The organism is Streptomyces malaysiense, assembly GCF_000980885.2.
GTDB classification, from domain to species: domain Bacteria; phylum Actinomycetota; class Actinomycetes; order Streptomycetales; family Streptomycetaceae; genus Streptomyces; species Streptomyces malaysiense.
On record NZ_LBDA02000072.1, the window covers coordinates 1 to 21,637 of the forward strand.

Consider the following 21,637-nt stretch of genomic DNA (forward strand, 5'->3'; position numbering starts at 1 on the left):
GGCAACGGTTGCGGCATATCGGTGCGGGCCAGTTGATCCAGCCCCGGCGGCATGGGAGAAGATAAGAGGGCAGGCACGGTCTTCACTTGTGATCATGGGACTTCGACACTCACATGATCACGCAGACCGTGCCTGCAGCCGCATCCGGACCTACCTACAACCGACATGACGGCCCATCAGCGAATCAACCGCCCAACTCGCGAGCACGCAACGGCCCTGGGGCCATCCTTGGGACGGGCCGCTCCCGTGCGGGAGAGAAGCGTGCGGGCGGCCCGGGGGAAGCGCGCTCTGGGCTGGGAGCGGTGTGGGGCGCGCAGAGCTTGGCGGAATCGGAGGCGCGGTGGCAGTGCGGGTGAGCTGGCGGGGTGACGGCTTTCGCCCCGAGAGTCAGGCGCCGTGACAGTTGTCGTACCCCCGCCCTTCCCCGCACCAGCACCCCGCCCCCCTTCCCGGAGGCCACGCCACGGCCCTGCCCCTTGCCGCCAGTGTCGTCGCGTACTGGGGGAGCAGGGTCGGGTCGTCCGGGGAGGTCGCCTCCGAGGCGGCGAAGGCTTCGTAGGAGGGGACCGTGCCGGTGACGATGCCGAGGTTGTCGGTGCCGGAGGTGGAGAGTTCGCGGAGGGAGGACTCTATGGTCGAGAGGTGCGCGGCGTGGGAGGGGTACTCCGTGGAGAGGGTGGGGTAGGCCGAGAGGAGTTCGGCCAGTTCCGGGGCCGGCCAGTGCAGGACGGCCACCGGGAAGGGGCGGGAGAGGGCCTCGCGGTAGGCGCCCAGTTCCGTGCGCAGGCGGGAGATCTCGGCCTCCAGCTCGGCCGGGTTGTCCGAGCCGAGGGACCAGACGCGCTTCGGGTCGTGCAGCTCGTCCAGGGAGACCGGTGCCGTGTGCAGGGTGTCGGCCAGGGTGTCCCAGTCGTCGTGCGGCAGGCCCCGCATGCGGCGGACGCGGTGGCGGCCGTAGAGGAGGGGGTGCAGGGTCTGCGGGGGCTCCGCGGGGTCGGGGAGCAGCAGGCGCGCCGCCTGCGTGAACGTCTCCTCCGCCGACTCCAGCTCGTCGTGGGACTCCAGGGCCTCCGCGATGATCATCCAGGGGCCCGGCTCGGCCGGGGCTGTCGTGCGGATGCCCTCGATGATCGCGCGTGCCTCGGCGTCGTGGCCGTACTCCCAGAGGTTGGACGCCTTCAGGGCCCGTACCAGCGACGGGCTCTCCAGGGCGGCCGGGGTGGACAGCAGGCGGTCGTAGAGGGTGGTGGCCGCGGGACGGTCGCCGGACAGCTCCAGGTGGGCCGCCGCCCGCAGGAGCAGGGCCTCGGCGTCCTCCGGGTACAGGCCGGCGGTCCGCTCCAGGCGTGCCGCTTCGGCGGTGTGGTCGACGTTCTCGGCAGGCGTGTCGGGGCGCATGGGGGACACCGTACTGCCGGGCGCCGACAAACGTGAGGGCGGTCCGCCGGGGTGATCCCTCAGGGGGACACCTCGCATATACCGGCCTCTGTCTGGATATGGCGGCCCTCCGGTCTCCGGAGGGCGGGAGACCGGAGGGAGGTGTCCGGGCCACTGCTGACCCGGCCCGCCGCACACAGGACCACTCGCTATCTTCTGTGCGTACATCGACATCCACGCAGACATCCGGTCTGTGTGGACATCTGGACTGGGGCCGGGATGCGCGTGACGGGGGAGTTGGTCCACGCCGAGCAGGAGGGGCGGCGAGCGGGCCGGACGGAGGGCGGGGACGCCGGGGCGGGTGCGCTGCCCAGGTACTGGCCGCTGCTGCTCGTCGGGGCCGCCGTCGTGCCCGGCACGCTGCTCTTCCTCGTCGGGCGGTGGGGCGACGCCCCGGCCGTGCAGGCGTGGCGGACCGTGTGCCTGGCCGTGACCGTGCAGGCGTTGCCGTTCCTGCTGCTCGGCACGGCCCTGTCGGGGGCGATCAACGCCTTCGTGCCCGAGCGGGTGTTCCGGCGCATGCTGCCCCGGCGGCCCCTGCTCGCCGTTCCGGTGGCGGGGGTGGCGGGGGTCGTGCTGCCGGGGTGCGAGTGCGCGTCCGTGCCGGTGGCCAACAGCCTCATCGGGCGGGGGGTCACCCCGGCCGCCGCGTTCGCCTTCCTGCTGTCCGCGCCGGCCATCAACCCCGTCGTCCTCACCGCCACCGCGATCGCCTTCCCCGGTGATCCGGCCATGGTGCTGGCCCGGCTGCTCGCCTCGCTCGCGACGGCGGTCGCCATGGGCTGGCTGTGGCTGCGGTTCGGGCGCAGCGAGTGGCTGCGGCCCGCCGTGCGGCACACCGGGCACCAGGCCGGGCACAGCCGTTGGGACGAGTTCCGGGTCGGGTTCCAGCACGACTTCCTGCACGCCGGCGGGTTCCTCGTGCTCGGCGCGATGGCGGCCGCCACCTTCAACGTCGGCGTCCCGCGCTCCGTGCTCGCCACCTTCACCGGCACGCCCTGGCTGTCCGTGCTCTTCCTGGCCGCCCTCGCCGTGCTGCTCGCCGTCTGCTCGGAGGCGGACGCCTTCCTCGCCGCCTCGCTCACCGGGTTCCCGCCGGTGGCGCGGCTGGCGTTCATGGTGGTGGGGCCCATGGTCGACCTGAAGCTGATCGCTCTCCAGGCGGGCACGTTCGGGCGGGCCTTCGCCGTACGGTTCTCCGCCGCCACCCTCGTCGTCGCCGTCGCGTGCAGCGCGCTGATCGGAGGTGCCCTGCTGTGAAGCGGACGCTGCAATCGGGGCTGCTCGTGCTGTGCGGGCTCGGCCTGCTGCGCATCTCCCTCGTGACCGACCTGTGCCTGAGATACGTCAAGGAGAGCATGCGGCCCCTGCTCATCGCCTCAGGCTGTGTGCTGGTGCTGCTGGGGGTCGTCAGCGCGGTCCTCGACCGCAGGAGGCAGCGGCGGGAGTACGACGGCCACGGGCACGACCACTCCCATGTGCCGCGCGTCGCCTGGCTGTTGCTGGTGCCGGCCCTCAGCCTGCTCTGCTACGCCCCGCCCGCCCTCGGCGCCTACACCGCCTCCCGGCAGCCGCCCAGGCCCGTCGCCCGGCAGAGCGAGTTCGCGCCGCTGGCCGCCGTCTCCCCGCTGCCGATGACCCTGTCCGACTTCACCAGCCGGGTCCAGCAGGACCGCGCGCGGGCCATCAAGGGGCGCACCGTCCTGATGACCGGCATCGTCACACCGCACGGCAAGGGCAGCTGGGATCTCACCCGGATCATCATCAACTGCTGTGCGGCGGACGCCCAGTCGGTGAAGGTGCGGGTGTACGGCGGTCCCGTGCTGCCCGCGAACACGTGGGTCACGGTCACCGGGGTCTGGCATCCCGGCGGCACGCTGGGCACCGCTTCCGCGGCGGTCGCGCTGGACGCCCGTACCGTCAAGAAGGTGCCCCGGCCCGTCAACGGCTACCAGGACGCCCTCCCGCTGCCCACCGCGCGCACCTCCTGAGACCGGCCTTTCCCTCCGGCCGGCCGAGCCGGCGCGCCTGTCGTGCGGGCGGCTCCCGGCGGAGGTGGTGTGCGGATGCGGACCGCGGCGGGCGTCCGGGGCGTCGGGCACGGGGACCGGCGCGGGCGTGCCCGGTGCCGGCGGATCCTGCGGGGCGGAGGCGAACCGCTCGTCACCGTCGGGGTGTTGCTCCTCCCGCTGGTCGTGCACCAGCTGTGGTGGACCGGCCGGGAGGCGCGGCAGGGGGGGCCGAGCGGAAGGTCGCGGACAGCGTGCCGCGGCGGACCTCGGCGACGGGCTCGGGGGTCGTACGGCCCGTCCCGCGCTCCCTCGTCCGGCCTCGGTAGGGGTACCGCGTCCCGCGCTCCCTCGTCCGGCCCCGGTGGGGGTGCCGCGTCCTGCTTCCGGTCCCGTGTCACTGTCACCGGTCCCGTGTCCTACCTCCGGATTACCGGTCCCGCGTCCTGCTTCCGGTCCCGTGGTGCCAGCACACCGATGGCGCCCGCCGTCGCCAGGCCCGCCGAGACCAGCAGGGCGAGGTTCATGCCGTGGGCGAGCCCGCCGCCGGAGGTGGCGAGGGCGATGGTGAGGGCGACGCCGACGCTGGAGCCGATGTAGCGCAGGGTCTGCTGGGCCCCGGAGCCCATGGCGGCGCGTTCGCGGGGGACGGATTCGACGGCGAGGAGGGGGAGGGCGCCGTTGAGGAGGCCGCTGCCCAGGCCGCCGATGATCAGACCGGGCAGCAGCCGGGTCCAGGAGCCGGAGCCGATGGCGCCGAGCATGGTCAGGGCGCCGGCGGCGTGCAGGGCGAAGCCCAGGGCGAGCTGTCCGCGCGGAGGGACGGGCAGGCGCTTGACCTGGAGGGCGACGCCGAAGCTCAGGCCGGACCAGAGCAGCAGCAGACCGGCGGTGGCCGGCGGGGAGAGGTGCATGGTCCGCTGGACGACCGAGGGCAGGTAGCTGAAGACGGCGATCACCGCGAGGCCCGTGAACAGGCCGCCCGCCGAGGAGGCCAGGAAGCGGGGGTGGCGCAGCAGGTCCAGGTCGATCATCGGGGTGCCGGAGCGCCGTTCGACGGCGACGAAGACGGCGATCAGCGCCGCGGCCGCCGCCAGGAGCAGGCCCACCGGCGTTCGCAGCCAGCCGTCCCGGCCGAGGGTCAGCGCCGCGACCAGGGCGACCAGGGCGAGCCCGAAGGTCAGCGCTCCGGGTATGTCGGGGCGGCCGCCGCGGGGGGCGCGGGACTCGGCGAGGGCGCGGGTGCCGACCGCGGCCAGGAGCAGGGCGGTGGCGCCGAGGACGCCGTAACCGGTGCGCCAGTCCGGCAGCGCGGCCGCGACGAGGGGGCCCGCCGCGATGCCGCCGCTGACGAACGCGCCCCACACCCCGGTCGCGTGCAGCCGGCCGCGCGGGCTGGGGAAGGCGTGCACGATCAGGCCGAGGGCGCTGGCCAGCAGGGCCGCGCCGGCGGCGCCCTGCGCGATGCGGGCCAGGGTGAACTGCCAGGTCGAGGTGGTCAGGGCGCCGAGCGCGGTGGTCAGGCCGAGGGCCAGGGTGCCGGCCAGGAAGACCCGGCGGCGGCCGTAGTCGTCGGCGAGGCTGCCGGCCACCAGGAGCAGGGCGGCGAGGCCCAGTGGGGTGCCGTTCAGGAGCCATGCCTGGCCGGAGAGCGGGGTGTGCAGGGCGGCCGCCGTCTGCGGGAGCGTGACCATCGGGGCCGTGTAGTTCATCAGGGTCACCGCGGTCACCGCGCTGACGAGGGCGAGGGTGGCGCGGGGGTGCACGGGGGAGGGCGCGGTGGAGTCCGGCTCCGCCTGCGGAGTCCTCGCGCCGGTGCGCGCCGTCCGCGATCCGCGAGCGCCGCTCACCCCCCGCGCCTCGTGCGCCTCGCGTACCTCGTGCGTCTCTCGCGCCTCCTGCGCCCCAGGCGCCTTTCGTGCCTCGCCCACTGCGGCGGAATCGAGCCCGGTCATGGCACATCCTCAGTTCGGTCATTGAACCTTGCTGTCCCCGTCACCGTAACACGGTCGGTTCGATGAATGAATCTGCGGTCGGAAAGTGGCTACAGTGGGGGCATGGCACTGGGCAAGGACTACGCGACTCAGGAGTGCTCGATCGCCCGCGCGCTCGAGATCGTCGGCGAGCGCTGGACGCTGCTCGTCGTACGGGACGCGCTCTACGGCGTGCGGCGCTACAACGACTTCCTCGTCCACCTCGGCATCCCGCGGGCCGTCCTCGCCGCCCGGCTCCAGACGCTGACCGCGGAGGGCATCCTGGAGAAGCGCCGGTACCAGGAGTCGCCGCCTCGCGACGAGTACGTGCTCACCGAGCGCGGCATCGCCCTGTGGCCCACCCTGCGCGCCCTCGGGGCCTGGGGCCGCGACCACTTCACCGACGTCCGGCTGCGCTACTTCCGGCACGCCGCCTGCGGCACCGAGCTCGGCCCGTACGGCGAATGCGCCCTGTGCGGAACCATCGTGCCGGTCGGCGACGTTGTCATGGAGCCGGGCCCCGGACTCGATCCGGACCCGGTGGATCCGGTCAGCCGCGCACTGCTCAAGCCGCGGCGGCTGCTGGAGCCCGTGGAGATGGACCAGGCATAATCCCGTGGAGACGGACCGGGCGTGATCCGGTGCGAGGCGAGCACCGATCGGGGAGGGGGACGACGATGAGCGGGACCATGGGCCGCCGGCCCGGCCGCGCCGTCGCGTTCCTGCTGGCCCCCCTGCTCTTCCTGCTCCCCCTCGCACTCCTCGACACCGGCGGTCTCACCACCGCCGTCGCCCTCGCCGCGACCGCCGCCGCCGGTTCCGCGCTCGCCCTGTGCGCCCTGGCCGCCGCCGGCCGCACACCCGCCGTACCGCCCACCCGCATCCGTACGGCGATACGCGACCGGGCCCGGCGTACGGCCTTCCTGCCCCAGCGTGATCCCGACGCGCGCGGCCGCCGCAGGCCGCGGGCGCCCGGCCGGGCCCTCCCGGCGACCACCGCGTAGGGCACGCACTCCGTACCTCCTTCGTGACCCCGCGCGGGTCGTCCTGCCGACATCACCTCCCACCCGGCACGACGAGACCCCCGGAGGGCTCACCCATGTCCGTCTTCTCCGTGTTCGCGCACCTGGTCGAGCGGCTCGCCGACCTGCTCGCACCGCTCTGCCACGGCGCCGCCACCGCCGCCGCGATCGTCCTTTTCACCGCCCTCGTACGACTTCTCGTCCACCCCCTCTCCCGCGCCGCCGCCCGGGGGCAGCGGGCCCGTGCCGCGCTCCAGCCGAAGATCGCCGAACTGCGCGAGCGGCACGGCAAGGACCAGGAGCGGTTCCGGCGGGCGCTGGTCGAACTGCACGCCGAGGAAAAGGTCTCGCCCCTGTCCGGCATCCTGCCGAGCCTGCTCCAGCTCCCCGCGTTCTTCCTCCTCTACCACCTCTTCTCCAGCACCTCGGGCAACGCGCTGCTCGACCACCGGCTGTTCGCGGCGCCGCTCGGCGGGCGGTGGGCCGACGCGCTCGCCGCGGGCGGGCCGTTCGGCGCTGCCGGGGTGGTCTACCTGGTGCTCTTCGCGCTGGTCGCGGGCGTCGCCACCGTCAACTTCCTGCGCACGAAGAAGCAGATGGCACACAACCCGGTCATGGCCGCGGCCGGTGGCGGGGAACAGGTGCCGGGGCTCGGCGCGGTCGGCCGGGTGATGCCGTTCCTGTCCTTCCTCACCCTGGTCAGCGTCGCCGTCGTACCGCTGGCCGCCGCGCTGTACGTCGTCACCAGCACGACGTGGAGCGCGGCGGAGCGGGCGGCGCTGTACCGGCAGCCGTAACCGTGGAGGGAGGGCCTGGAGGCCCGGAGTTACGGTCCAGTACGTGAACAGGGTCTTGCCGGGTGGACAGGCGGATCGGAGGATCATCCAGTCCTCCGATGGCTGCACCCGTCGGCCGGGCGCCCGCGATCGAGGGAGATGGTGACCATGAAGCTGCTGCGAGTCGGTACGGCGGGGGCCGAGCGGCCCGCGCTGCTCGACGCCGACGGGACCCTGCGCGACCTGTCCGCACTCGTGGACGACATCGACGGGGCGCTGCTCGCCGACACCGCCGCGCTCGGGCGGGTGCGGGACGCGGCCGCCGCCGGTGCACTGCCCGTGCTGGACGCGACGGGGCTGCGCGTCGGGCCGCCGCTCGGGCGGATCGGGAAGGTCGTGTGCATCGGGCTGAACTACCACGACCACGCGCGCGAGACCGGCGCCGAACCGCCCGCCGAGCCGGTCGTCTTCCTCAAGGCGCCGGACACGGTGGTCGGGCCGGACGACACCGTGCTCGTGCCGCGCGGCTCCGCCAAGACCGACTGGGAGGTGGAGCTGGCCGTCGTCATCGGGCGCCCGGCGCGCTACCTGGGGTCGGCCGAGGAGGGGCTCGCGCATGTCGCCGGGTACGCGGTCGCGCACGACGTCTCCGAGCGGGAGTTCCAGATCGAGCGGGGCGGAACCTGGGACAAGGGCAAGAACTGCGAGACGTTCAACCCGCTCGGGCCGTGGCTGGTGACGGCGGACGAGGTCCCCGATCCGCAGCGGCTGTCGCTGCGGCTGTGGGTCAACGGGGAGCTGAAGCAGGACGGCACGACGGCGGAGCAGATCTTCCCGGTCGGTGAAGTGGTGCGCTACGTAAGCCAGTTCATGACGCTGTACCCCGGCGATGTGATCAACACCGGGACGCCGGCCGGAGTGGCGATGGGGCGTCCCGAGCCGAAGCCCTATCTGCGGGCCGGGGACGTGGTGGAGCTGGAGGTCGAGGGACTCGGCCGGCAGCGGCAGGAGTTCGGGGACGCGTAGGCGCCGCGCTCGCGAGGCCACCCGGAGCCGGGTGGGGCAGGGACGGGTGTGATCCGGCCCCGCCCGGCTCCGGGTGGCGGCCGGTCCGGGAAGGCGCTGTGTCACCTCAGCAGCAGGGCCAGCCTGCGCCATTGCTCCCTCGGCAGGGCGTGGCCCGTGTCCTCCGTGACCACCTGGAGGGCCACGTGGTCGGCCCCCGCCTCGTGGAAGGCGCGTACGCGGTTGCGGATGCGGTCGTCGTCGCCCCAGGCGAAGACCGCGTCGATGAGCCGGTCGCTGCCGCCGTCCGCGATGTCGGACTCGGCGAAGCCGAGGCGGAGGAAGTTGTCGGTGTAGTTGGGGAGTTCGAGGTAGCGGGCCAGATAGGCGCGGGCGATGCCGCGGGCGCGGGTCGGGTTCTGCTCCAGGACGACCTTGAACTCCGGTGCCAGCAGCGGCCCCTGGCCGAGGATCTCGCGGGCCTTCGCGGTGTGCTCCGGGGTGACGAGGTAGGGGATGGCGCCGGCCGCGCGGTCCCCGGCCAGGTCCAGCATCCTGGGGCCGAGGGCGGCGAGGACGCGGCGGTGGTCCGGGACGCCGGCCTTGTCCAGCTCGTCCAGGTAGTCGACCATCGCGGAGTACGGGCGGTGGTAGCCCTCCACACGGGGCCCGTGGCTCACGCCGAGGCCCAGGATGAAGCGGCCGGGGTGGGACGACTCCAGCCGGGAGAAGTCGGCCGCGGTCGTGGCGGCGTCCCGCTGCCAGACGCTCTGGATGCTGGTGCCGACCGTGATGTGGTGGGTGGCCTCGATGAGCGGGGCGGCGTTCGCGGTCGTGCTGTTGCCGCCGAGCCAGATCGCGCCGAAGTCGAGTTCCTCCAGCTCGGCGGCGGCGTCCTCCCGCTCGCCGCGGCCGGCGGGGTCCTCCGCGCGCAGCGCGACGTCCCAGACGCCGTGCCGGCCGAGGCGTTGCTTCAGCGTGTCCGTGCTCTGACTCATGCGGGCGATCCCTCCGGGGGGTGGGGCGGTGCTGTCGTGCCAATCACGTCTGTGCCCACTGCCAACCGGAGGGCGTTCCCGCTGATTCCCGGGTTCCCTCGGTCTGGTCGCCCGGTTCCCTCAGTCGGTCGAACGGCCGGGGGGCCGCTCCGGACGGCCGAGGAACTCCTCCAGCGCCGCCACCACCAGCCGGTGGTCCTCGACCTGGGGCAGGCCCGAGACGGTCACGGCACCGATGACGCCCGCGTGCTCCAGGCGGATCGGGAAGGAGCCGCCGTGGGCCGCGTAGGTGTCCGGATCGAGGCGGGAGGAGTTCTCGAAGGTGGTGCCCTTGGCGCGGAAGCGGGAGCCGACCAGGTAGGAGGCGGCGCCGTAGCGTTCGACCACCCGGCGCTTGCGGACGATCCAGGCGTCGTTGTCCGGCGCGGAGCCGGGCAGGGCCGCGTGGAAGAGCTGCTGTCCGCCGCGGTGGATGTCGATCGCGACCGGCAGCCGGTGCTCGCGGGCGAGCCCGACCAGCAGGGAGCCGAGCGCCCAGGCGTCCTCGTACGTGAACCGGTCGAACACCAGGCGCCGCTCCTGCTCCTCCAGCTCCTCGACGGAGGGCGCGGATCGCTGCTGCGGTTGCTGCTGCCGCGTCGTCACAGGGTCACCGTCACCTTCTCCTGGGCGGACCTGCGGGCCGCCTCCAGCACGTCGAGGGCGGCGGCCGCCTCCAGGGCGGTCACCGGGTTGGGCCCGGCGCCGGTGAGGGCGGCGGCGACGGCCGCGTAGTAGGCGGGGTAGTCGCCGGGCAGGGTCTTCACGGGGGTGCCGCCGTCGGTCAGCGGGGATTCGCCGGCGCCGATCCGGCCGTACAGGGCCTCGGGCTCCGAGCCCCACCGGGGGCCGGGGCGCAGGCCCTCGCGCAGGGCGGCCTCCTGGGGGTCCAGGCCGTACTTCACATAACCCGCCTCGGAGCCCAGTACGCGAAAGCGCGGGCCGAGCTGGGGAGTCGTCGCGGAGACGTGCAGGTGGGAGCGGACGCCGCTCTCGTGGGTGAGCGCGATGAAGGTGTCGTCGTCGGCCTCGGCACCCGGACGGCGGACGTCCGCCTCGGCGTACACCTCGGCGGCCGGGCCGAACAGCACCAGGGCCTGGTCGACGACGTGGCTGCCGAGGTCGTAGAGCAGGCCGCCGATCTCCGCCGGGTCGCCGGACTCGCGCCAGCCGCCCTTGGGGCGCGGGCGCCAGCGCTCGAAGCGGGACTCGAAGCGGCGCACCTCGCCGAGCGCGCCGTCTTCGAGGAGGGCGCGCAGGGTGAGGAAGTCGTTGTCCCAGCGGCGGTTCTGGAAGACGGACAGCAGCAGGCCGCGGTCCTCGGCGAGGGCGGCGAGCGCGCGGGCCTCGGCGGCGGTGCCGGCGACCGGCTTGTCCACGACCACGGGCAGGCCCGCCTTCAGGGCCGCGGTGGCGAGCGGGACGTGCGTCTTGTTCGGGGAGGCGATGACGAGCAGGTCCAGCTCGCCCGCGCGGGCGAGGAGTTCCTCGGGGGCCGCGGCGAGCGTCACGTCCGGGAACGCGTCGCGGGCCTGCCGCTGCCGCTCCGGGTTCGAGGTGACGACCGTGTCGAGGACGAGGTCCTCGGTGGCGGCGATCAGGGGGGCGTGGAAGACGGAGCCGGCGAGGCCGTAGCCGATCAGGCCGACGCGGAGGGGAGAGCTCATGGAAGCCACTTTCGCAACGCTGTTGCCAAAGTGCAAGCGACGGGGAGAATGGGCGTGTGAGCGAGGACAGGGTGGACAGCGGGCGGGCCGGAGCGAACCTGGGGGCGGTGCGGTCGCACAACAGCGCGCTCGTGCTCGACCTGCTGCGCAGGGCCGGTACGGAGGGCGTCAGCCGGCTGGAACTGGCCGAACGGACCGGGCTGACCCCGCAGGCCGTCAGCAAGATCACCGGACGGCTGCGGGAGGCGGGGCTCGCCGCGGAGGCGGGCCGGCGCGCGTCCACGGGCGGCAAGCCGCGCACGGTGCTGCGGCTGGTGCCGGAGGCGGGGCACGCGGTGGGGGTGCAGCTGGACCGGGACGCGCTGCGGGTGGTGCTGGTGCGGCTGGACGGGGCCGTGGTGGGGGAGCGGTGCGGGGAGCTGGACCTCGGGGCCGGGGCGGAGGCCGTGCTCGGGGTGGTCGTGGAGGCGGTGACCGGGCTGGTCCGCTCCTGCCTGGGCCCCTTCGGCGAGCTTGCCGAGGTCGGGTCGCTGCTGGGGGTGGGGGTGGCCCTGCCGGGGCCGCTCGACCATGTGCGGGGGGTGCTGCACCGGGTGACCGGGTTCCCGGAATGGGACGGCTTCCCGCTGCGTGACGCGCTGCGCGGGCGGCTGGGGGTGCCGGTGGTCGTGGACAAGGACACGAACGCGGCGGCGGTGGGGCTGGCCGTCGGGGGCGCGGGCGGGTCGTTCGCGTATCTGCACCTCGGTACGGGGCTCGGGGCCGGACTGGTGATCGGCGGGCGCGTGCACCGGGGGGCGCGGACCGGGGCGGGGGAGTTCGGCCACCAGGTCGTCCAGCTGGACGGGCCGCGTTGCGAGTGCGGGGACCGGGGGTGTCTGGAGGCGCTGTGCCTGGCCGCGGTGGCGCGGGGGGAGGTGGAGGCGGCGGCGCGGGTCCTCGGGGTGGGGGCCGGGAATCTGGTCGGACTGCTGGACATCGACCGGGTGCTGCTCGGAGGGCGGACGGTGCTGGCGGATCCGGGGCCGTTCGTGCGGGGGGTGGCGGCGCAGCTGGCCGCGCGGGCGCGGCGGGAGGGGCTGCGGGAGGGGATCGCGGTCGAAGTGGTGCGGCAGGGGGAGCGGGTCGTGGCGCGGGGGGCGGCGGAGATGGTGCTGGGGGCGGGGGTGTTCGCCAGGGGAGAGGCGTGAGGAGCGCCGCCGGCCACGCCGGACCGTCGGTCTTGAGCGCGCCTCGCGGGCGCCGGAGCCGTATGTGGGTACTCATGCTGTTGGGGGTGCTCGTGGGACGGAGGTGCCCGGTGAGGTCGATGAAGGCCAGAGTGGCAGTCGGGGCGGTCGCGGTCGCTCTGCTGAGCGTTCCGGGGGCCGGTACGGCCGTCGCGGCGCGGGGCGCGGGCGTCCGCTACTGCGGAGCCGATCCCGCCTCGGGACTGGGCGTGCTCGCGGGCGGGCGGGTCAGCTGCGGGGTGGCCCTCAAGGTCGCGGCCGCCTACACGAAGGTCTGGCACGGCTCGCCGGCCGGGGCCGAGGTGCGCGCGGCCGGGGCCCGGTGGAAGTGCGGGGAGCGGCGGGGGGACCCCGATCCGTACCAGGCGTGTGTGGAGGTGCGGGACAGCGGGCGAATGGTCACGTTGTCCTCCTGAGCCGTAGTGAGCCGTAGCCGTAGCCGTAGCCGTAGCCGTAGCCGTAGCTCTGGCGGTAGCTCCAGCCGTACCCGTGGCCATGGCCAGTTGTCGTCCGTACGACCCGTCACACCGGAGGTTCCCATGAGGTCCATGCGACCGTTCGCGGCCGGTGCCGTGGCGCTCCTCGCGTTCTCCCTCGCCGTGCCCGCGGCCCATGCCAGTCCCCGCACCGACTGCGACAAGGCCCTCGCCGTCGCCCAGCAGGCGGAGCGCTACTACGACGGCCTGAAGGCGGACCTGCTGCGCAGCATGGCGAGCGGCGGGCACCCCGGCACCGCGCAGCGGCAGGCGCTGCAGAAGGCCGAGAGCGTACGGAACTCGACGTCCACCGAGGCCGAGCGCGTCTGCGCCGCCGGCGCGTCCTGACCGACCGCCGCCCGGCACCGGCTTCCGGTCGGCCGCCTCGGCCGATCGAGGGGGATTGGGGCCCGGCCCGGAGTGGCGGCCCGGCTCCGCACCCCTGACCCGGCATGGTCATGTGTTCATGCGACTGTGCACGTCCCCGTCCCCCGGCCGCATCTCCCTCCGCCCCCTCGGCCTCGCCGCGGCCGCCGTCCTCGCCCCCCTCCCGGGTGCCGTTCTCGCCGCCCACCCCGCGCCGGCCCTCGGCGGCCCGCCGCCGGCCGCCGCCACCCCCGCGCCCTCCTGCGCCGCGCCCGGCGAACACACCTTTCCGCTGGCCACCCGGATCCGCGGCGGCCCCACGGAGTACCTGCCCGGCGGTGGCGCCGGCACCTGGTACATCGACCTCCGCAACACCACCCGCCGCTCCTGCGCGGGCGTCCACCCGGTCGTCGTCCTCGTCGACGACCGGCACGAACTGAAGGCCGGTCAGGCCCGGTTGGTCTTCGACGACGGCTCCCGCGTCCGCCCGGTGACGTTCGAGAGCACCGACGAGAAGGAGTTGGTCGGCGTGCTGGACGCACCCGGATTCGGCGGTTTCACCGTGCCGCCGGGCAAGACCGTCAGCGTGCGGGTCCGCCTCGCGCTCACCCACGAGGCCGCCGTGCCCGACCAGGTCACCGCCAAGGCGGCCGCCGTGCAGCGGCGCGGCCAGGACGGGGACTGGGTCGGCGAGTCCGACGCCTACCGGTTCGGGGTCGGCACCCCGATGTCCCCGGCCCCCGAGCCGCCCGGGGACCAGGACGGCACCCCGGTGGCGCAGGACCTCCCGGGCACGGGCACGGGTGCCGAGCGGACCCGGGGCACCGGCGGTACGGGCACCGGCACCTCGGCCCCCGGCGCCGGCTCCGCGCGGCCCGGCACCCCCCACCCCGAGTCCACCGCGGGGAACCCCTCCCTCCCCTTCGCCCAGGACGCCCAGGAGGCCGGGCGGCGCGCCCGTGAACTGGCCCGTACCGGCCCCGCCCTCACCCACGGCCTGCTCGCCGCCGCCGGGGCCCTGCTCTGTGTGGCCGGTGCCGCGTTCCTGGCGGCCCGCAGGCGCCGCTGAGTCGAGGCCCCGCCGCCGTCTGCGACGATCCCTGCGTGGACTACCCCTATGAGCAGGCCCCGGGCGCCCCCGTCCGGTCCGGCATCCCCGAGCACGGCAGGATTCCGAAGTACTACGCGGTGAAGGCGAGGATCGCCGGGCTGCTGGAGCAACTGGGGGAGGACAGCGTCATCCCGACCGAGCGGGATCTCGCCCAGCGGTACGACGTCGCCCGCGAGACCGTGCGCCAGGCGGTGCGGGAGCTGGTGCTGGAGGGGCGGCTGCGCAGGCGCGGGCGCGGGACCGTGGTGGCCGGGCCGAAGCTGGCCCAGCCGCTGTCCCTGGCGAGCTACACCGAGGGCGTGCGCCGCCAGGGCCGTACCCCCGGCCGTACCCTCGTCACCCTCGACCGCTTCCCCTGCCCGCTGCCGCTGGCCGCCGAGACCGGGCTGACGCGGGGGGAGCCCGTCTGGCACCTGGAGCGGGTGCTGCTCGCGGACGAGGAGCGGGTCGGCCTGGAGAGCACCTACGTCGCCGTCGAACGGGTGCCCCGGCTGGACGCCGACTTCGACGCCGACTCCTCTTTCTACGGCTACCTCGCAACCCAGGGCATCGGCTTCGGCGACGCCGACGAGCGCCTGGAGACCGTGCTCGCCACCCCTCGCGAGGCGCTGCTCATCGGCACTCCGCCGGCCCTGCCGATGCTGCTGATCCACCGGGTGTCACGGGACACCGACGGCCGGCCGCTGGAACGGGTGCGGTCGCTGTACCGGGGGGACCGGTTCTCCTTCACCGCGCACCTCCAGGGCTGACGGAACATCCCTTTCAGGGGTGAAGATCCTGATATGCCTACCCTTTCTCTGGTCACAAAAAGATAACGGGTCTAGCCCAGAAGTGTTGGGCAGTTCATGCCTCCGTCGGCCGGCGGACGTCTCCGGTTCCCCGTCCCCGAGGACCGTTGCCGTCGTGAGAGTGACAGTCGTCGGAGGCGGCGTGGTCGGCACCATGCACGCCTGGCAGGCAATCGAACGTGGCCACGAGGTCGTGCAGATCGAGCGCGAGGCCGAGGCGCGCGGCGCCTCGCTGCGCAACTTCGGACAGATCTGGGTCAGTGGCCGGGCCGGCGGAGAAGAGCTGGAGACCGCGCTGCGGGCACGGGAGCTGTGGGAGGGCATCGGCAAGAGGGCGGCCGGGCTCGGCTTCCGTGCCACCGGCTCCCTGACCCCGGTGCGCACGGAGCTGGAACTGGCCGTCGCCGAGGCCGCCGTGGCCCGCGCGGACGCCGCGGCCCGCGGCTACGAGCTGCTGACCCCGGGCGAGGCCCGCGCGATCAACCCCGCCCTGCGCGGAGAGTTCACCGCCGCCCTCTTCTGCGAGCGGGACGCCGCGGTCGAGCCGCGCACCGCGCAGCTCGCCCTGCGCGAGGAACTGCGCAGGTCCCCCGGGTACACCTTCCTGCCGGGCCGCGAGGTCCGCGAGGTGGTCGGCGCCGCGGCCGTCCGCGACGACCACGGGGACGTGCACCACGCCGACGCGGTCGTGCTCGCCACCGGCGCCTGGCTCGGCGGCCTGGTCCGTGAACTGGCCGGACCCGACCTGCCCGTGCGCCGGGTCCGGCTCCAGATGATGCAGACGGACCCGCTGGGCGAGTCGCTGCCGACCTCCGTCGCGGACGGCGACAGCTTCCGCTACTACCCGGCCTACGCCTCCGCCGCGCTCGACGCGCTCGACGCCGGCCAGCCGCAGCCCGAGACCGCCGCCGCGCACCGGATGCAGCTGCTCATGGTGCAGCGCGCCGACGGCGGCCTGACCATCGGCGACACGCACGAGTACGAGCACCCCTTCGCCTTCGACACCGTCGAGGAGCCGTACGAGCACCTCACCGCGGTCGTGGAGCACCTGCTGGGCCGGCCGCTGCCGCGCGTCCGGCACCGCTGGGCGGGCGTGTACGCGCAGTGCGCCGACAAGACCCGCGTCGTGCACCGCCAGCAGGTCGCCGACGGGGTGTGGCTGGTCACCGGGCCCGGCGGGCGCGGCATGACCTGCGCCCCCGCGATAGCCGAGACCACCGCGAACGAACTGGGCTGGTGAGCACCCTGATGAGCCACGCGGAGAACACCACCGACATCCGCCTCGTCGTCCTCGACATGGCCGGTACGACCGTCGCCGACGGCGGGCTCGTGGAGCGCGCCTTCGCCGCGGCCGCCGTCGAACTCGGCGTCCGGGAGGGCACGGCCGAGCACGCCGAGCACCTCGCCTACGTCCGCGCCACCATGGGCAAGTCCAAGATCTCCGTCTTCCGGCACCTGTCCGGGGACGAGGAGCGGGCCCGGCGCGCGAACGCCGCCTTCGAGGAGGCCTACGGCGAACTGGTCGACGGCGGCCTGGTCGCCCCCGTCCCCGGCGCCCGCGAGGCCATCGGGGAACTGCTCGCGAGCGGCCGTACCGTCGTGCTGACCACCGGCTTCGCCCGGGTCACCCAGGACGCCGTCCTCGCCGCCCTCGGCTGGCGGGACCTGGTTCCGCTCACCCTGTGCCCGGCGGACGCCGGCGGGCGCGGGCGGCCCTTCCCGGACATGGTCCTGGAGGCGTTCGTGCGCACCAAGGCCGCCGAGGACGTACGGCAGGTCGCCGTGGTCGGGGACACCTCCTACGACGTGCTCAGCGGTGTGCGCGCCGGGGCCGGACTGGTCGCCGGGGTGCGCACCGGGGCCCATGGCGACCAGGAGTTCCACGCGGCGGGCGCCACCCGGGTCCTGGACTCCGTGGCCGACCTGCCCGCGCTGCTCACGGGAGCCCGGTGAGATGAGCATCCGCTTCGACTCCGTCACGGTCGCCTACGACGGCGATCTCGTCCTCGACTCCCTCGACCTGACCGTCGAGCCCGGCGAGGTCATGGCGCTCCTCGGGCCGTCCGGCTCCGGCAAGACCACCGCGCTGCGGGCGGTCGCCGGGTTCGTCCGGCCCGCGTCCGGGCGGGTGTTCCTCGGCGGCCGGGACGTGACGGACCTGCCGCCGTACCGGCGGGGCATCGGCATGGTCGTCCAGCAGTACGCGCTCTTCCCGCACATGCGGGTCGACGAGAACGTGGCCTTCGGGCTCAAGGCGCGCGGCACGGCCAGGAGCGAGGTACGGCGACGGGTCGGCGAGGCGCTGGAGATGACCGGAATGGCCGGCTGGGCCCGCCGCCATCCGCGCGAGCTGTCCGGCGGTCAGCAGCAGCGCGTCGCGATCGCGCGGGCACTGGCCATCCGGCCCGACGTGCTCCTCCTGGACGAGCCGCTGTCCGCGCTCGACGCGCAACTGCGGTCCGGGATGCTCACGGAACTGGCCCGGCTGCACCGGGAGCTGCCCGAGGTCTCGATGCTGTACGTCACCCACGACCAGATCGAGGCGCTGACGCTGGCGGACCGGATCGCGGTGATGGACCGGGCGCGCCTCCAGGCATGCGGCACGCCCCAGGAGCTGTACCGGGCGCCGGCGAACGAGTTCACGGCGTCCTTCGTCGGCGGGGCGAACCTGCTTCCGGTGACGGTGGGTTCGGGCGGCGTGGAGTTCGCCGGGGCCCTGGTGAAGGTCGACACGGCGGAGGCGGTCGCGGGGGCGCGGGCCACCCTGTGCGTCCGGCCGCACCTGGTCGGGCTCGGCGCCGGCCCCAACCAACTCACCGGTGTCGTGCGGGAGATCCAGTGGCGGGGGGCCACCCACCGGCTCTACGTCAAGGTCGGCGAGCACGATGTCATGGCCGATGTAAGCGAGTTGCGGAACCCGCCGCGCCGGGGCGAGGAGGTCACGCTGCACCTCGCGCCCGACGACGCGGTGCTGCTGCCCGCGGGAGTGAGCCATGGCTGAGGCCGTCCGGACGGCGCCGGTCATACGTGAACCGGCGGGCCGAACAAGGTCGTCGGGAGCGATGGTGTGGGCCCTGCCTCCCGTCGCCCTCCTTACCCTCTTCTTCCTCTACCCCCTCGCCCTCGTCGTCCAGCAGTCGTTCCGGCCGGACGGCGGAGGGCCCTCCATCCAGCCGTACACCGAGGTGTTCGCGTCGCAGGCGTTCCGGCAGGCGCTGTGGACCACCGTGTGGCTGGCGCTCGCCTCGACCGCCGGATGCCTGGCGCTGGGGTTCCTGCTGGCACTGGTGATCGCGTTCGTGCCGTTCCCCGGGGCGAAGGCGGTGGCACGGTTCGTGGACGTGTTCCTGTCCTTCCCGTCCTTCCTGATCACGCTGGCCCTGCTGTTCGTCTACGGCGGCGTCGGCATGGCCAACGGGGCCTGGACCGGTCTCACGGGCGCCGCGCAGGGGCCGTTCCAGTTCCTGAACACGCCCTGGGGCGTGCTGCTCGCGGAGATCACCTACTTCACGCCGTTCGTGATGCGCCCGCTGCTCGCCGCGTTCTCGCAGCTGGACACCGCCCAGCTGGAGGCGGCCGGTTCGCTGGGGGCGCGGGCGCCGCGGATCGTACGCACGGTGATCCTGCCGGAGGCGCTGCCCGCGCTCGCGGCCGGCGGCAGCCTCGTCCTGGTGCTCTGCCTCAACGAGTTCGGCATCGTGCTCTTCACCGGCGCGAAGGGGGTCACCACCCTGCCGATGCTCGTCTACGGCAAGGCGATCCTGGAGTCCGACTACCCGGGCGCCTGCGTGGTCGCCGTCGTCAACGTCCTCATCTCCGTCGGTCTTTACGGCCTCTACCGGGTGGTGAGCCGTCGTGCTGGTGCATAGCCGAGGGGCCCGGTGGGCCCTGTGGGCGGTGTTCCTCGTCCTCTTCCTGCCGCTGTTCGCGCTGCCGCTGCTCGTGGTGCTCGGCGCCTCCTTCGCCACCCACTGGTCCAGCGTCCTGCCCTCGGGCCTCACGCTCGCCAACTACCGTTCCGCGACCCGCGGCGAGGCCCTCCAGGCGCTCGTCACCAGCCTGCTCACCGCCACCGGCGCCAGCCTCCTCGCGCTGGCCGCGGGGACCTGGGCGGCGCTCGCCGGGGCGGCCCTGGAGAAGCGCGGCAAGCGGGTGCTGGACGCCCTGTTCGTGCTGCCGGTCGCGGTGCCCTCCGTGGTGGTGGGCCTGTCGGTCCTGGTGGCCTTCTCCAAGCCGCCGCTGCTGCTCAACGGCACCCGGTGGATCGTGATCCTCGCGCACACCGTGCTGGTCACCGCCTTCGCCCACCAGTCCGTGTCGGCGGCGATCACCCGCCTCGACCCGGCCTACGAACAGGCCGCCGCCTCCCTCGGCGCCCGGCCCTCCCATGTGCTGTGGCGGGTACGGCTGCCCCTGCTGCTGCCCTCCCTGACCGCGGCCGCCGGCCTCTGCTTCGCCCTGTCCATGGGCGAGTTGAGCGCCACGATGATGCTCTATCCGCCGGACTGGACCCCGTTGCCCGTCCTGATCTACGCGGCCACCGACCGCGGCGCGCTGTTCACCGGCTCCGCCGTCGCCGTGGTGCTGATGGCCGCGACCCTGCTCGTCCTGTTCGCCGTCTCCCGGGTCCGCACCCGGGCGTCGTACCGCTGATCACCCCGTACCGCCCGATCCCCCCCGATCCCCCCCCCGCTCACCCCGAGAACGCCAGGAGTTCGTCTCGCCATGTCCAGAACCCGACTCCCGCTCGCCGTAGCCGTCGCCCTGCTCGCCGCCCCCGCGCTGTCCGCCTGCGGTTCCCCCGCCGCCGCCGACGCCAAGGAGGTCACCGTCTACAGCGCGGACGGCCTCAAGGGCGAGAACGGGGACGGCTGGTACGACAAGGTCTTCGCGGACTTCACCAAGCGGACCGGCATCAAGGTCAAGTACGTCGAGGGCGGCTCGGGCGAGGTGGTGCAGCGCGCCGTCCGCGAGAAGAGCAACCCGCAGGCCGATGTGCTCGTCACGCTGCCGCCGTTCATCCAGGAGGCCGACGCCAAGGGCCTGCTCCAGAAGTACGAGCCCGAGGGCTCCACGGCGGTCAGCGGGGCCGGCAAGGCGCCCGACGGGACGTGGACCTCCGTCGTGGACAACTACTTCGGCTTCGTCTACGACAAGAAGGAGCTGAAGACGGCACCGAAGACCTGGGACGACCTGCTCGACCCCGCGTACCGGAACAAGCTCCAGTACTCCACCCCGGGCGTCGCCGGTGACGGCACGGCCGTGCTGATCCAGACCATGCACGACCTCGGCGGCAAGGACCAGGCCCTCGCCTACCTCAAGAGGCTCCAGGCCAACAACGTCGGCCCGTCCGCCTCCACCGGCAAACTCGCGCCCAAGGTGGACAAGGGTGAACTGCTCGTCGCCAACGGCGATGTCCAGATGAACTACGCCCAGTCCAAGACCATGCCCAACCTCGGCATCTGGTTCCCGGCGGGCAAGGACGGCAAGCCCTCCTCCTTCGCGCTGCCGTACGCCGCGGGCCTGGTCACGAAGGCCCCGCACGGCGCCAACGGCAGGAAGCTGCTCGACTTCATGCTCTCCCAGCGGGCGCAGACCGAGGTCAGTTCCATCGGCGGCGGCTTCTCGGCCCGCGAGGACGTCAAGGCCACGGACGCCAACGCCGTCGCCCTCGGCAAGCTGATGGACGGCGTGCGGCTCTTCGAGCCGGACTGGTACGACGTCGACAAGAACCTGACGTCGTACGTCGAGGACTGGAAGTCGGCGACCGGGAGCTGATTGATTGGCGGGGCACCGCCCCCGGTACCGAGCCGGGGGCGGTGCCATGCCGCCCTCTCCACCGGAGGTTTCCGTGCCCCGTACGCCCAAAGTGCTCGTCATCGGCCTGGACGGCGCCCTCCTCGGCCGCATCGAGGACGCCGGCGCGCCGCACCTGGCCGCGCTGATGGCCGCCGGACTCACCGCGCCGAGCCTCGTCGAACCGGACGTGCCCACGCTGTCCGGGCCCGGGTGGGCCACGATCCTCACCGGAGCCCGGCACGCCAAGCACCAGGTGCGGGACAACTCCTTCACCGGCAACCGGTTCGCGCGGTACCCGGACTTCCTCACCCGCCTCGCGTCCGCCAGGCCAGACCTGGACACCTGCGCGATCACCTCCTGGGCGCCGCTCGCCGAGAAGGTCTTCTCCGCACGGGTCGGTACCCGGGTGGCCACGCCGGACGCGGAGTACGACGCCGGTACGACGGACCGGGCGGTCGGCGCGCTGCGGGACGGGGACCCGGACGCCCTGTTCGTACAGCTGGACGGCGTCGACGACGCGGGCCACCGGCACGGCGCGGCGTCCCCGCGGTACCTGGAGGCCGTCCGGGGCGCCGACGCCCAGGTCGGACGGATGGTGGCCGCGGTCGGGGCGCGGCCCGCGGACGAGGACTGGCTGGTCATGGTCACCACCGACCACGGCCACACCGACGCCGGCGGCCACGGCGGCCCCAGCCTCGCGGAACGCCGGACCTTCCTGATCGCCGTCGGCGAGGGACTCGCGTCCGGCTCGGTCCGCGCGGACGTACGGATGCCGGACGTGGCCGCCACCGCCCTCGCCCATCACGGTCTCGCCCTCGACCCGGACTGGGACCTGGACGGGCGCCCTCTGCGCGCGCCGGCGGCTACCCGCTGATCGACGGGGTACGGATCAGCCGGGGCTGATTAGGCTGGGGGCGTCGGTACGCCGTGGTTCCGGCGCCC

Annotated in this window: 23 protein-coding genes; 18 read left to right on the plus strand and 5 right to left on the minus strand. The window is 74.0% G+C overall.

All coding sequences use genetic code 11. The features are described from left to right. Positions 1-387 precede the first annotated feature (387 nt). On the minus strand, positions 388-1,398 hold the full coding sequence (locus tag VT52_RS28155) for a hypothetical protein (protein ID WP_046419901.1): 1,011 nt from the start codon (positions 1,396-1,398) through the stop codon (positions 388-390). Positions 1,399-1,674: 276 nt separating this feature from the next. Here VT52_RS28155 and VT52_RS28160 point away from each other — a divergent pair, with 276 nt between their 5' ends. Together VT52_RS28160 and VT52_RS28165 are read left to right on the plus strand one after the other, a co-directional pair. Then, the gene (locus tag VT52_RS28160; protein WP_046419938.1) at positions 1,675-2,697 is read left to right on the plus strand and encodes a permease; all 1,023 of its coding nucleotides are present in this window, start codon (positions 1,675-1,677) and stop codon (positions 2,695-2,697) included. Further along, a complete protein-coding gene (locus tag VT52_RS28165; RefSeq protein WP_046419902.1) occupies positions 2,694-3,428 on the plus strand; it encodes a TIGR03943 family putative permease subunit in 735 nt (244 codons plus the stop codon). The genes VT52_RS28160 and VT52_RS28165 overlap by 4 nt, the downstream gene beginning before the upstream one ends. A 437-nt stretch (positions 3,429-3,865) precedes the next feature. On the opposite strand, the gene VT52_RS28170 is transcribed toward VT52_RS28165, so the two are convergent. After that, on the minus strand, positions 3,866-5,401 hold the full coding sequence (locus VT52_RS28170) for an MFS transporter (protein ID WP_079175327.1): 1,536 nt from the start codon (positions 5,399-5,401) through the stop codon (positions 3,866-3,868). Positions 5,402-5,503: 102 nt separating this feature from the next. On the opposite strand from VT52_RS28170, the gene VT52_RS28175 reads away from it, so the two are divergent. The 4 genes from VT52_RS28175 to VT52_RS28190 all read left to right on the plus strand — a co-directional run bounded on the left by VT52_RS28175 (position 5,504) and on the right by VT52_RS28190 (position 8,243). Beyond that, on the plus strand, positions 5,504-6,031 hold the full coding sequence (locus tag VT52_RS28175) for a winged helix-turn-helix transcriptional regulator (RefSeq protein WP_046419905.1): 528 nt from the start codon (positions 5,504-5,506) through the stop codon (positions 6,029-6,031). Between the two features lie 65 nt (positions 6,032-6,096). Continuing rightward, positions 6,097-6,423 (plus strand): DUF6412 domain-containing protein, encoded by a 327-nt coding sequence (locus VT52_RS28180; RefSeq protein WP_046419908.1) that lies wholly within the window; start codon positions 6,097-6,099, stop codon positions 6,421-6,423. Between the two features lie 95 nt (positions 6,424-6,518). After that, positions 6,519-7,238 (plus strand): YidC/Oxa1 family membrane protein insertase, encoded by a 720-nt coding sequence (locus VT52_RS28185; RefSeq protein WP_046419910.1) that lies wholly within the window; start codon positions 6,519-6,521, stop codon positions 7,236-7,238. A gap of 147 nt (positions 7,239-7,385) precedes the next feature. Next, complete coding sequence (locus tag VT52_RS28190; protein WP_046419939.1) at positions 7,386-8,243, plus strand: fumarylacetoacetate hydrolase family protein; 858 nt, start codon at positions 7,386-7,388, stop codon at positions 8,241-8,243. A 101-nt stretch (positions 8,244-8,344) separates the two neighbouring features. Here the strand turns inward: VT52_RS28190 and VT52_RS28195 are convergent, their stop codons facing one another. The 3 genes from VT52_RS28195 to VT52_RS28205 form a co-directional block, all read right to left on the minus strand. Then, on the minus strand, positions 8,345-9,220 hold the full coding sequence (locus VT52_RS28195) for an LLM class F420-dependent oxidoreductase (RefSeq protein ID WP_046419913.1): 876 nt from the start codon (positions 9,218-9,220) through the stop codon (positions 8,345-8,347). Between the two features lie 120 nt (positions 9,221-9,340). Next, positions 9,341-9,865, minus strand: coding sequence for a heme-degrading domain-containing protein (locus tag VT52_RS28200; RefSeq protein WP_046419914.1), 525 nt, complete (start codon positions 9,863-9,865; stop codon positions 9,341-9,343). Then, positions 9,862-10,926, minus strand: coding sequence for a Gfo/Idh/MocA family protein (locus VT52_RS28205; protein ID WP_046419915.1), 1,065 nt, complete (start codon positions 10,924-10,926; stop codon positions 9,862-9,864). The genes VT52_RS28200 and VT52_RS28205 overlap by 4 nt, the downstream gene beginning before the upstream one ends. 56 nt (positions 10,927-10,982) lie before the next feature. On the opposite strand from VT52_RS28205, the gene VT52_RS28210 reads away from it, so the two are divergent. From VT52_RS28210 to VT52_RS28265, 12 genes are all read left to right on the plus strand, one after another. After that, complete coding sequence (locus tag VT52_RS28210) at positions 10,983-12,116, plus strand: ROK family transcriptional regulator (RefSeq protein WP_071387692.1); 1,134 nt, start codon at positions 10,983-10,985, stop codon at positions 12,114-12,116. A gap of 131 nt (positions 12,117-12,247) precedes the next feature. After that, the gene (locus VT52_RS28215) at positions 12,248-12,571 is read left to right on the plus strand and encodes a hypothetical protein (RefSeq protein ID WP_143070929.1); all 324 of its coding nucleotides are present in this window, start codon (positions 12,248-12,250) and stop codon (positions 12,569-12,571) included. Positions 12,572-12,703: 132 nt separating this feature from the next. Beyond that, complete coding sequence (locus tag VT52_RS28220; protein ID WP_046419921.1) at positions 12,704-12,979, plus strand: hypothetical protein; 276 nt, start codon at positions 12,704-12,706, stop codon at positions 12,977-12,979. A gap of 118 nt (positions 12,980-13,097) precedes the next feature. Then, positions 13,098-14,066 (plus strand): hypothetical protein, encoded by a 969-nt coding sequence (locus VT52_RS28225; RefSeq protein ID WP_143070930.1) that lies wholly within the window; start codon positions 13,098-13,100, stop codon positions 14,064-14,066. Positions 14,067-14,101: 35 nt separating this feature from the next. Then, on the plus strand, positions 14,102-14,857 hold the full coding sequence (locus tag VT52_RS28230) for a GntR family transcriptional regulator (protein WP_046419925.1): 756 nt from the start codon (positions 14,102-14,104) through the stop codon (positions 14,855-14,857). Between the two features lie 154 nt (positions 14,858-15,011). Then, positions 15,012-16,136 carry a TIGR03364 family FAD-dependent oxidoreductase gene (locus VT52_RS28235; protein ID WP_046419927.1) on the plus strand — a complete coding sequence of 375 codons (1,125 nt, stop codon included), beginning with the start codon at positions 15,012-15,014 and terminating at the stop codon, positions 16,134-16,136. An 8-nt stretch (positions 16,137-16,144) separates the two neighbouring features. Continuing rightward, positions 16,145-16,849, plus strand: coding sequence for a phosphonatase-like hydrolase (locus VT52_RS28240; RefSeq protein ID WP_046419942.1), 705 nt, complete (start codon positions 16,145-16,147; stop codon positions 16,847-16,849). Position 16,850: 1 nt separating this feature from the next. After that, a complete protein-coding gene (locus VT52_RS28245) occupies positions 16,851-17,897 on the plus strand; it encodes an ABC transporter ATP-binding protein (protein ID WP_046419929.1) in 1,047 nt (348 codons plus the stop codon). A gap of 61 nt (positions 17,898-17,958) precedes the next feature. Continuing rightward, positions 17,959-18,765: a 2-aminoethylphosphonate ABC transporter permease subunit gene (locus tag VT52_RS28250; protein ID WP_420856315.1), complete on the plus strand. Its 807-nt coding sequence runs from the start codon at positions 17,959-17,961 to the stop codon at positions 18,763-18,765. Further along, entirely contained in the window at positions 18,752-19,549 is a 798-nt protein-coding gene (locus tag VT52_RS28255) for an ABC transporter permease (protein WP_206306621.1), read from the plus strand. The genes VT52_RS28250 and VT52_RS28255 overlap by 14 nt, the downstream gene beginning before the upstream one ends. Positions 19,550-19,621: 72 nt before the next feature. Further along, entirely contained in the window at positions 19,622-20,674 is a 1,053-nt protein-coding gene (locus VT52_RS28260; RefSeq protein WP_046419933.1) for a 2-aminoethylphosphonate ABC transporter substrate-binding protein, read from the plus strand. 73 nt (positions 20,675-20,747) lie between these two features. Continuing rightward, on the plus strand, positions 20,748-21,569 hold the full coding sequence (locus tag VT52_RS28265) for an alkaline phosphatase family protein (protein ID WP_240509905.1): 822 nt from the start codon (positions 20,748-20,750) through the stop codon (positions 21,567-21,569). The last annotated feature ends 68 nt before the right edge of the window (positions 21,570-21,637 follow it).

Coding starts and splice junctions, on each gene's coding strand:
- VT52_RS28155 (WP_046419901.1), bottom strand. CDS start 1,398: ATGCGCCCCGACACGCCTGCCGAGAACGTCGACCACACCGCCGAAGCG.
- VT52_RS28170 (WP_079175327.1), bottom strand. CDS start 5,401: ATGACCGGGCTCGATTCCGCCGCAGTGGGCGAGGCACGAAAGGCGCCT.
- VT52_RS28175 (WP_046419905.1), top strand. CDS start 5,504: ATGGCACTGGGCAAGGACTACGCGACTCAGGAGTGCTCGATCGCCCGC.
- VT52_RS28180 (WP_046419908.1), top strand. CDS start 6,097: ATGAGCGGGACCATGGGCCGCCGGCCCGGCCGCGCCGTCGCGTTCCTG.
- VT52_RS28185 (WP_046419910.1), top strand. CDS start 6,519: ATGTCCGTCTTCTCCGTGTTCGCGCACCTGGTCGAGCGGCTCGCCGAC.
- VT52_RS28190 (WP_046419939.1), top strand. CDS start 7,386: ATGAAGCTGCTGCGAGTCGGTACGGCGGGGGCCGAGCGGCCCGCGCTG.
- VT52_RS28195 (WP_046419913.1), bottom strand. CDS start 9,220: ATGAGTCAGAGCACGGACACGCTGAAGCAACGCCTCGGCCGGCACGGC.
- VT52_RS28205 (WP_046419915.1), bottom strand. CDS start 10,926: ATGAGCTCTCCCCTCCGCGTCGGCCTGATCGGCTACGGCCTCGCCGGC.
- VT52_RS28220 (WP_046419921.1), top strand. CDS start 12,704: ATGCGACCGTTCGCGGCCGGTGCCGTGGCGCTCCTCGCGTTCTCCCTC.
- VT52_RS28225 (WP_143070930.1), top strand. CDS start 13,098: ATGCGACTGTGCACGTCCCCGTCCCCCGGCCGCATCTCCCTCCGCCCC.
- VT52_RS28240 (WP_046419942.1), top strand. CDS start 16,145: ATGAGCCACGCGGAGAACACCACCGACATCCGCCTCGTCGTCCTCGAC.
- VT52_RS28245 (WP_046419929.1), top strand. CDS start 16,851: ATGAGCATCCGCTTCGACTCCGTCACGGTCGCCTACGACGGCGATCTC.
- VT52_RS28250 (WP_420856315.1), top strand. CDS start 17,959: ATGGTGTGGGCCCTGCCTCCCGTCGCCCTCCTTACCCTCTTCTTCCTC.
- VT52_RS28260 (WP_046419933.1), top strand. CDS start 19,622: ATGTCCAGAACCCGACTCCCGCTCGCCGTAGCCGTCGCCCTGCTCGCC.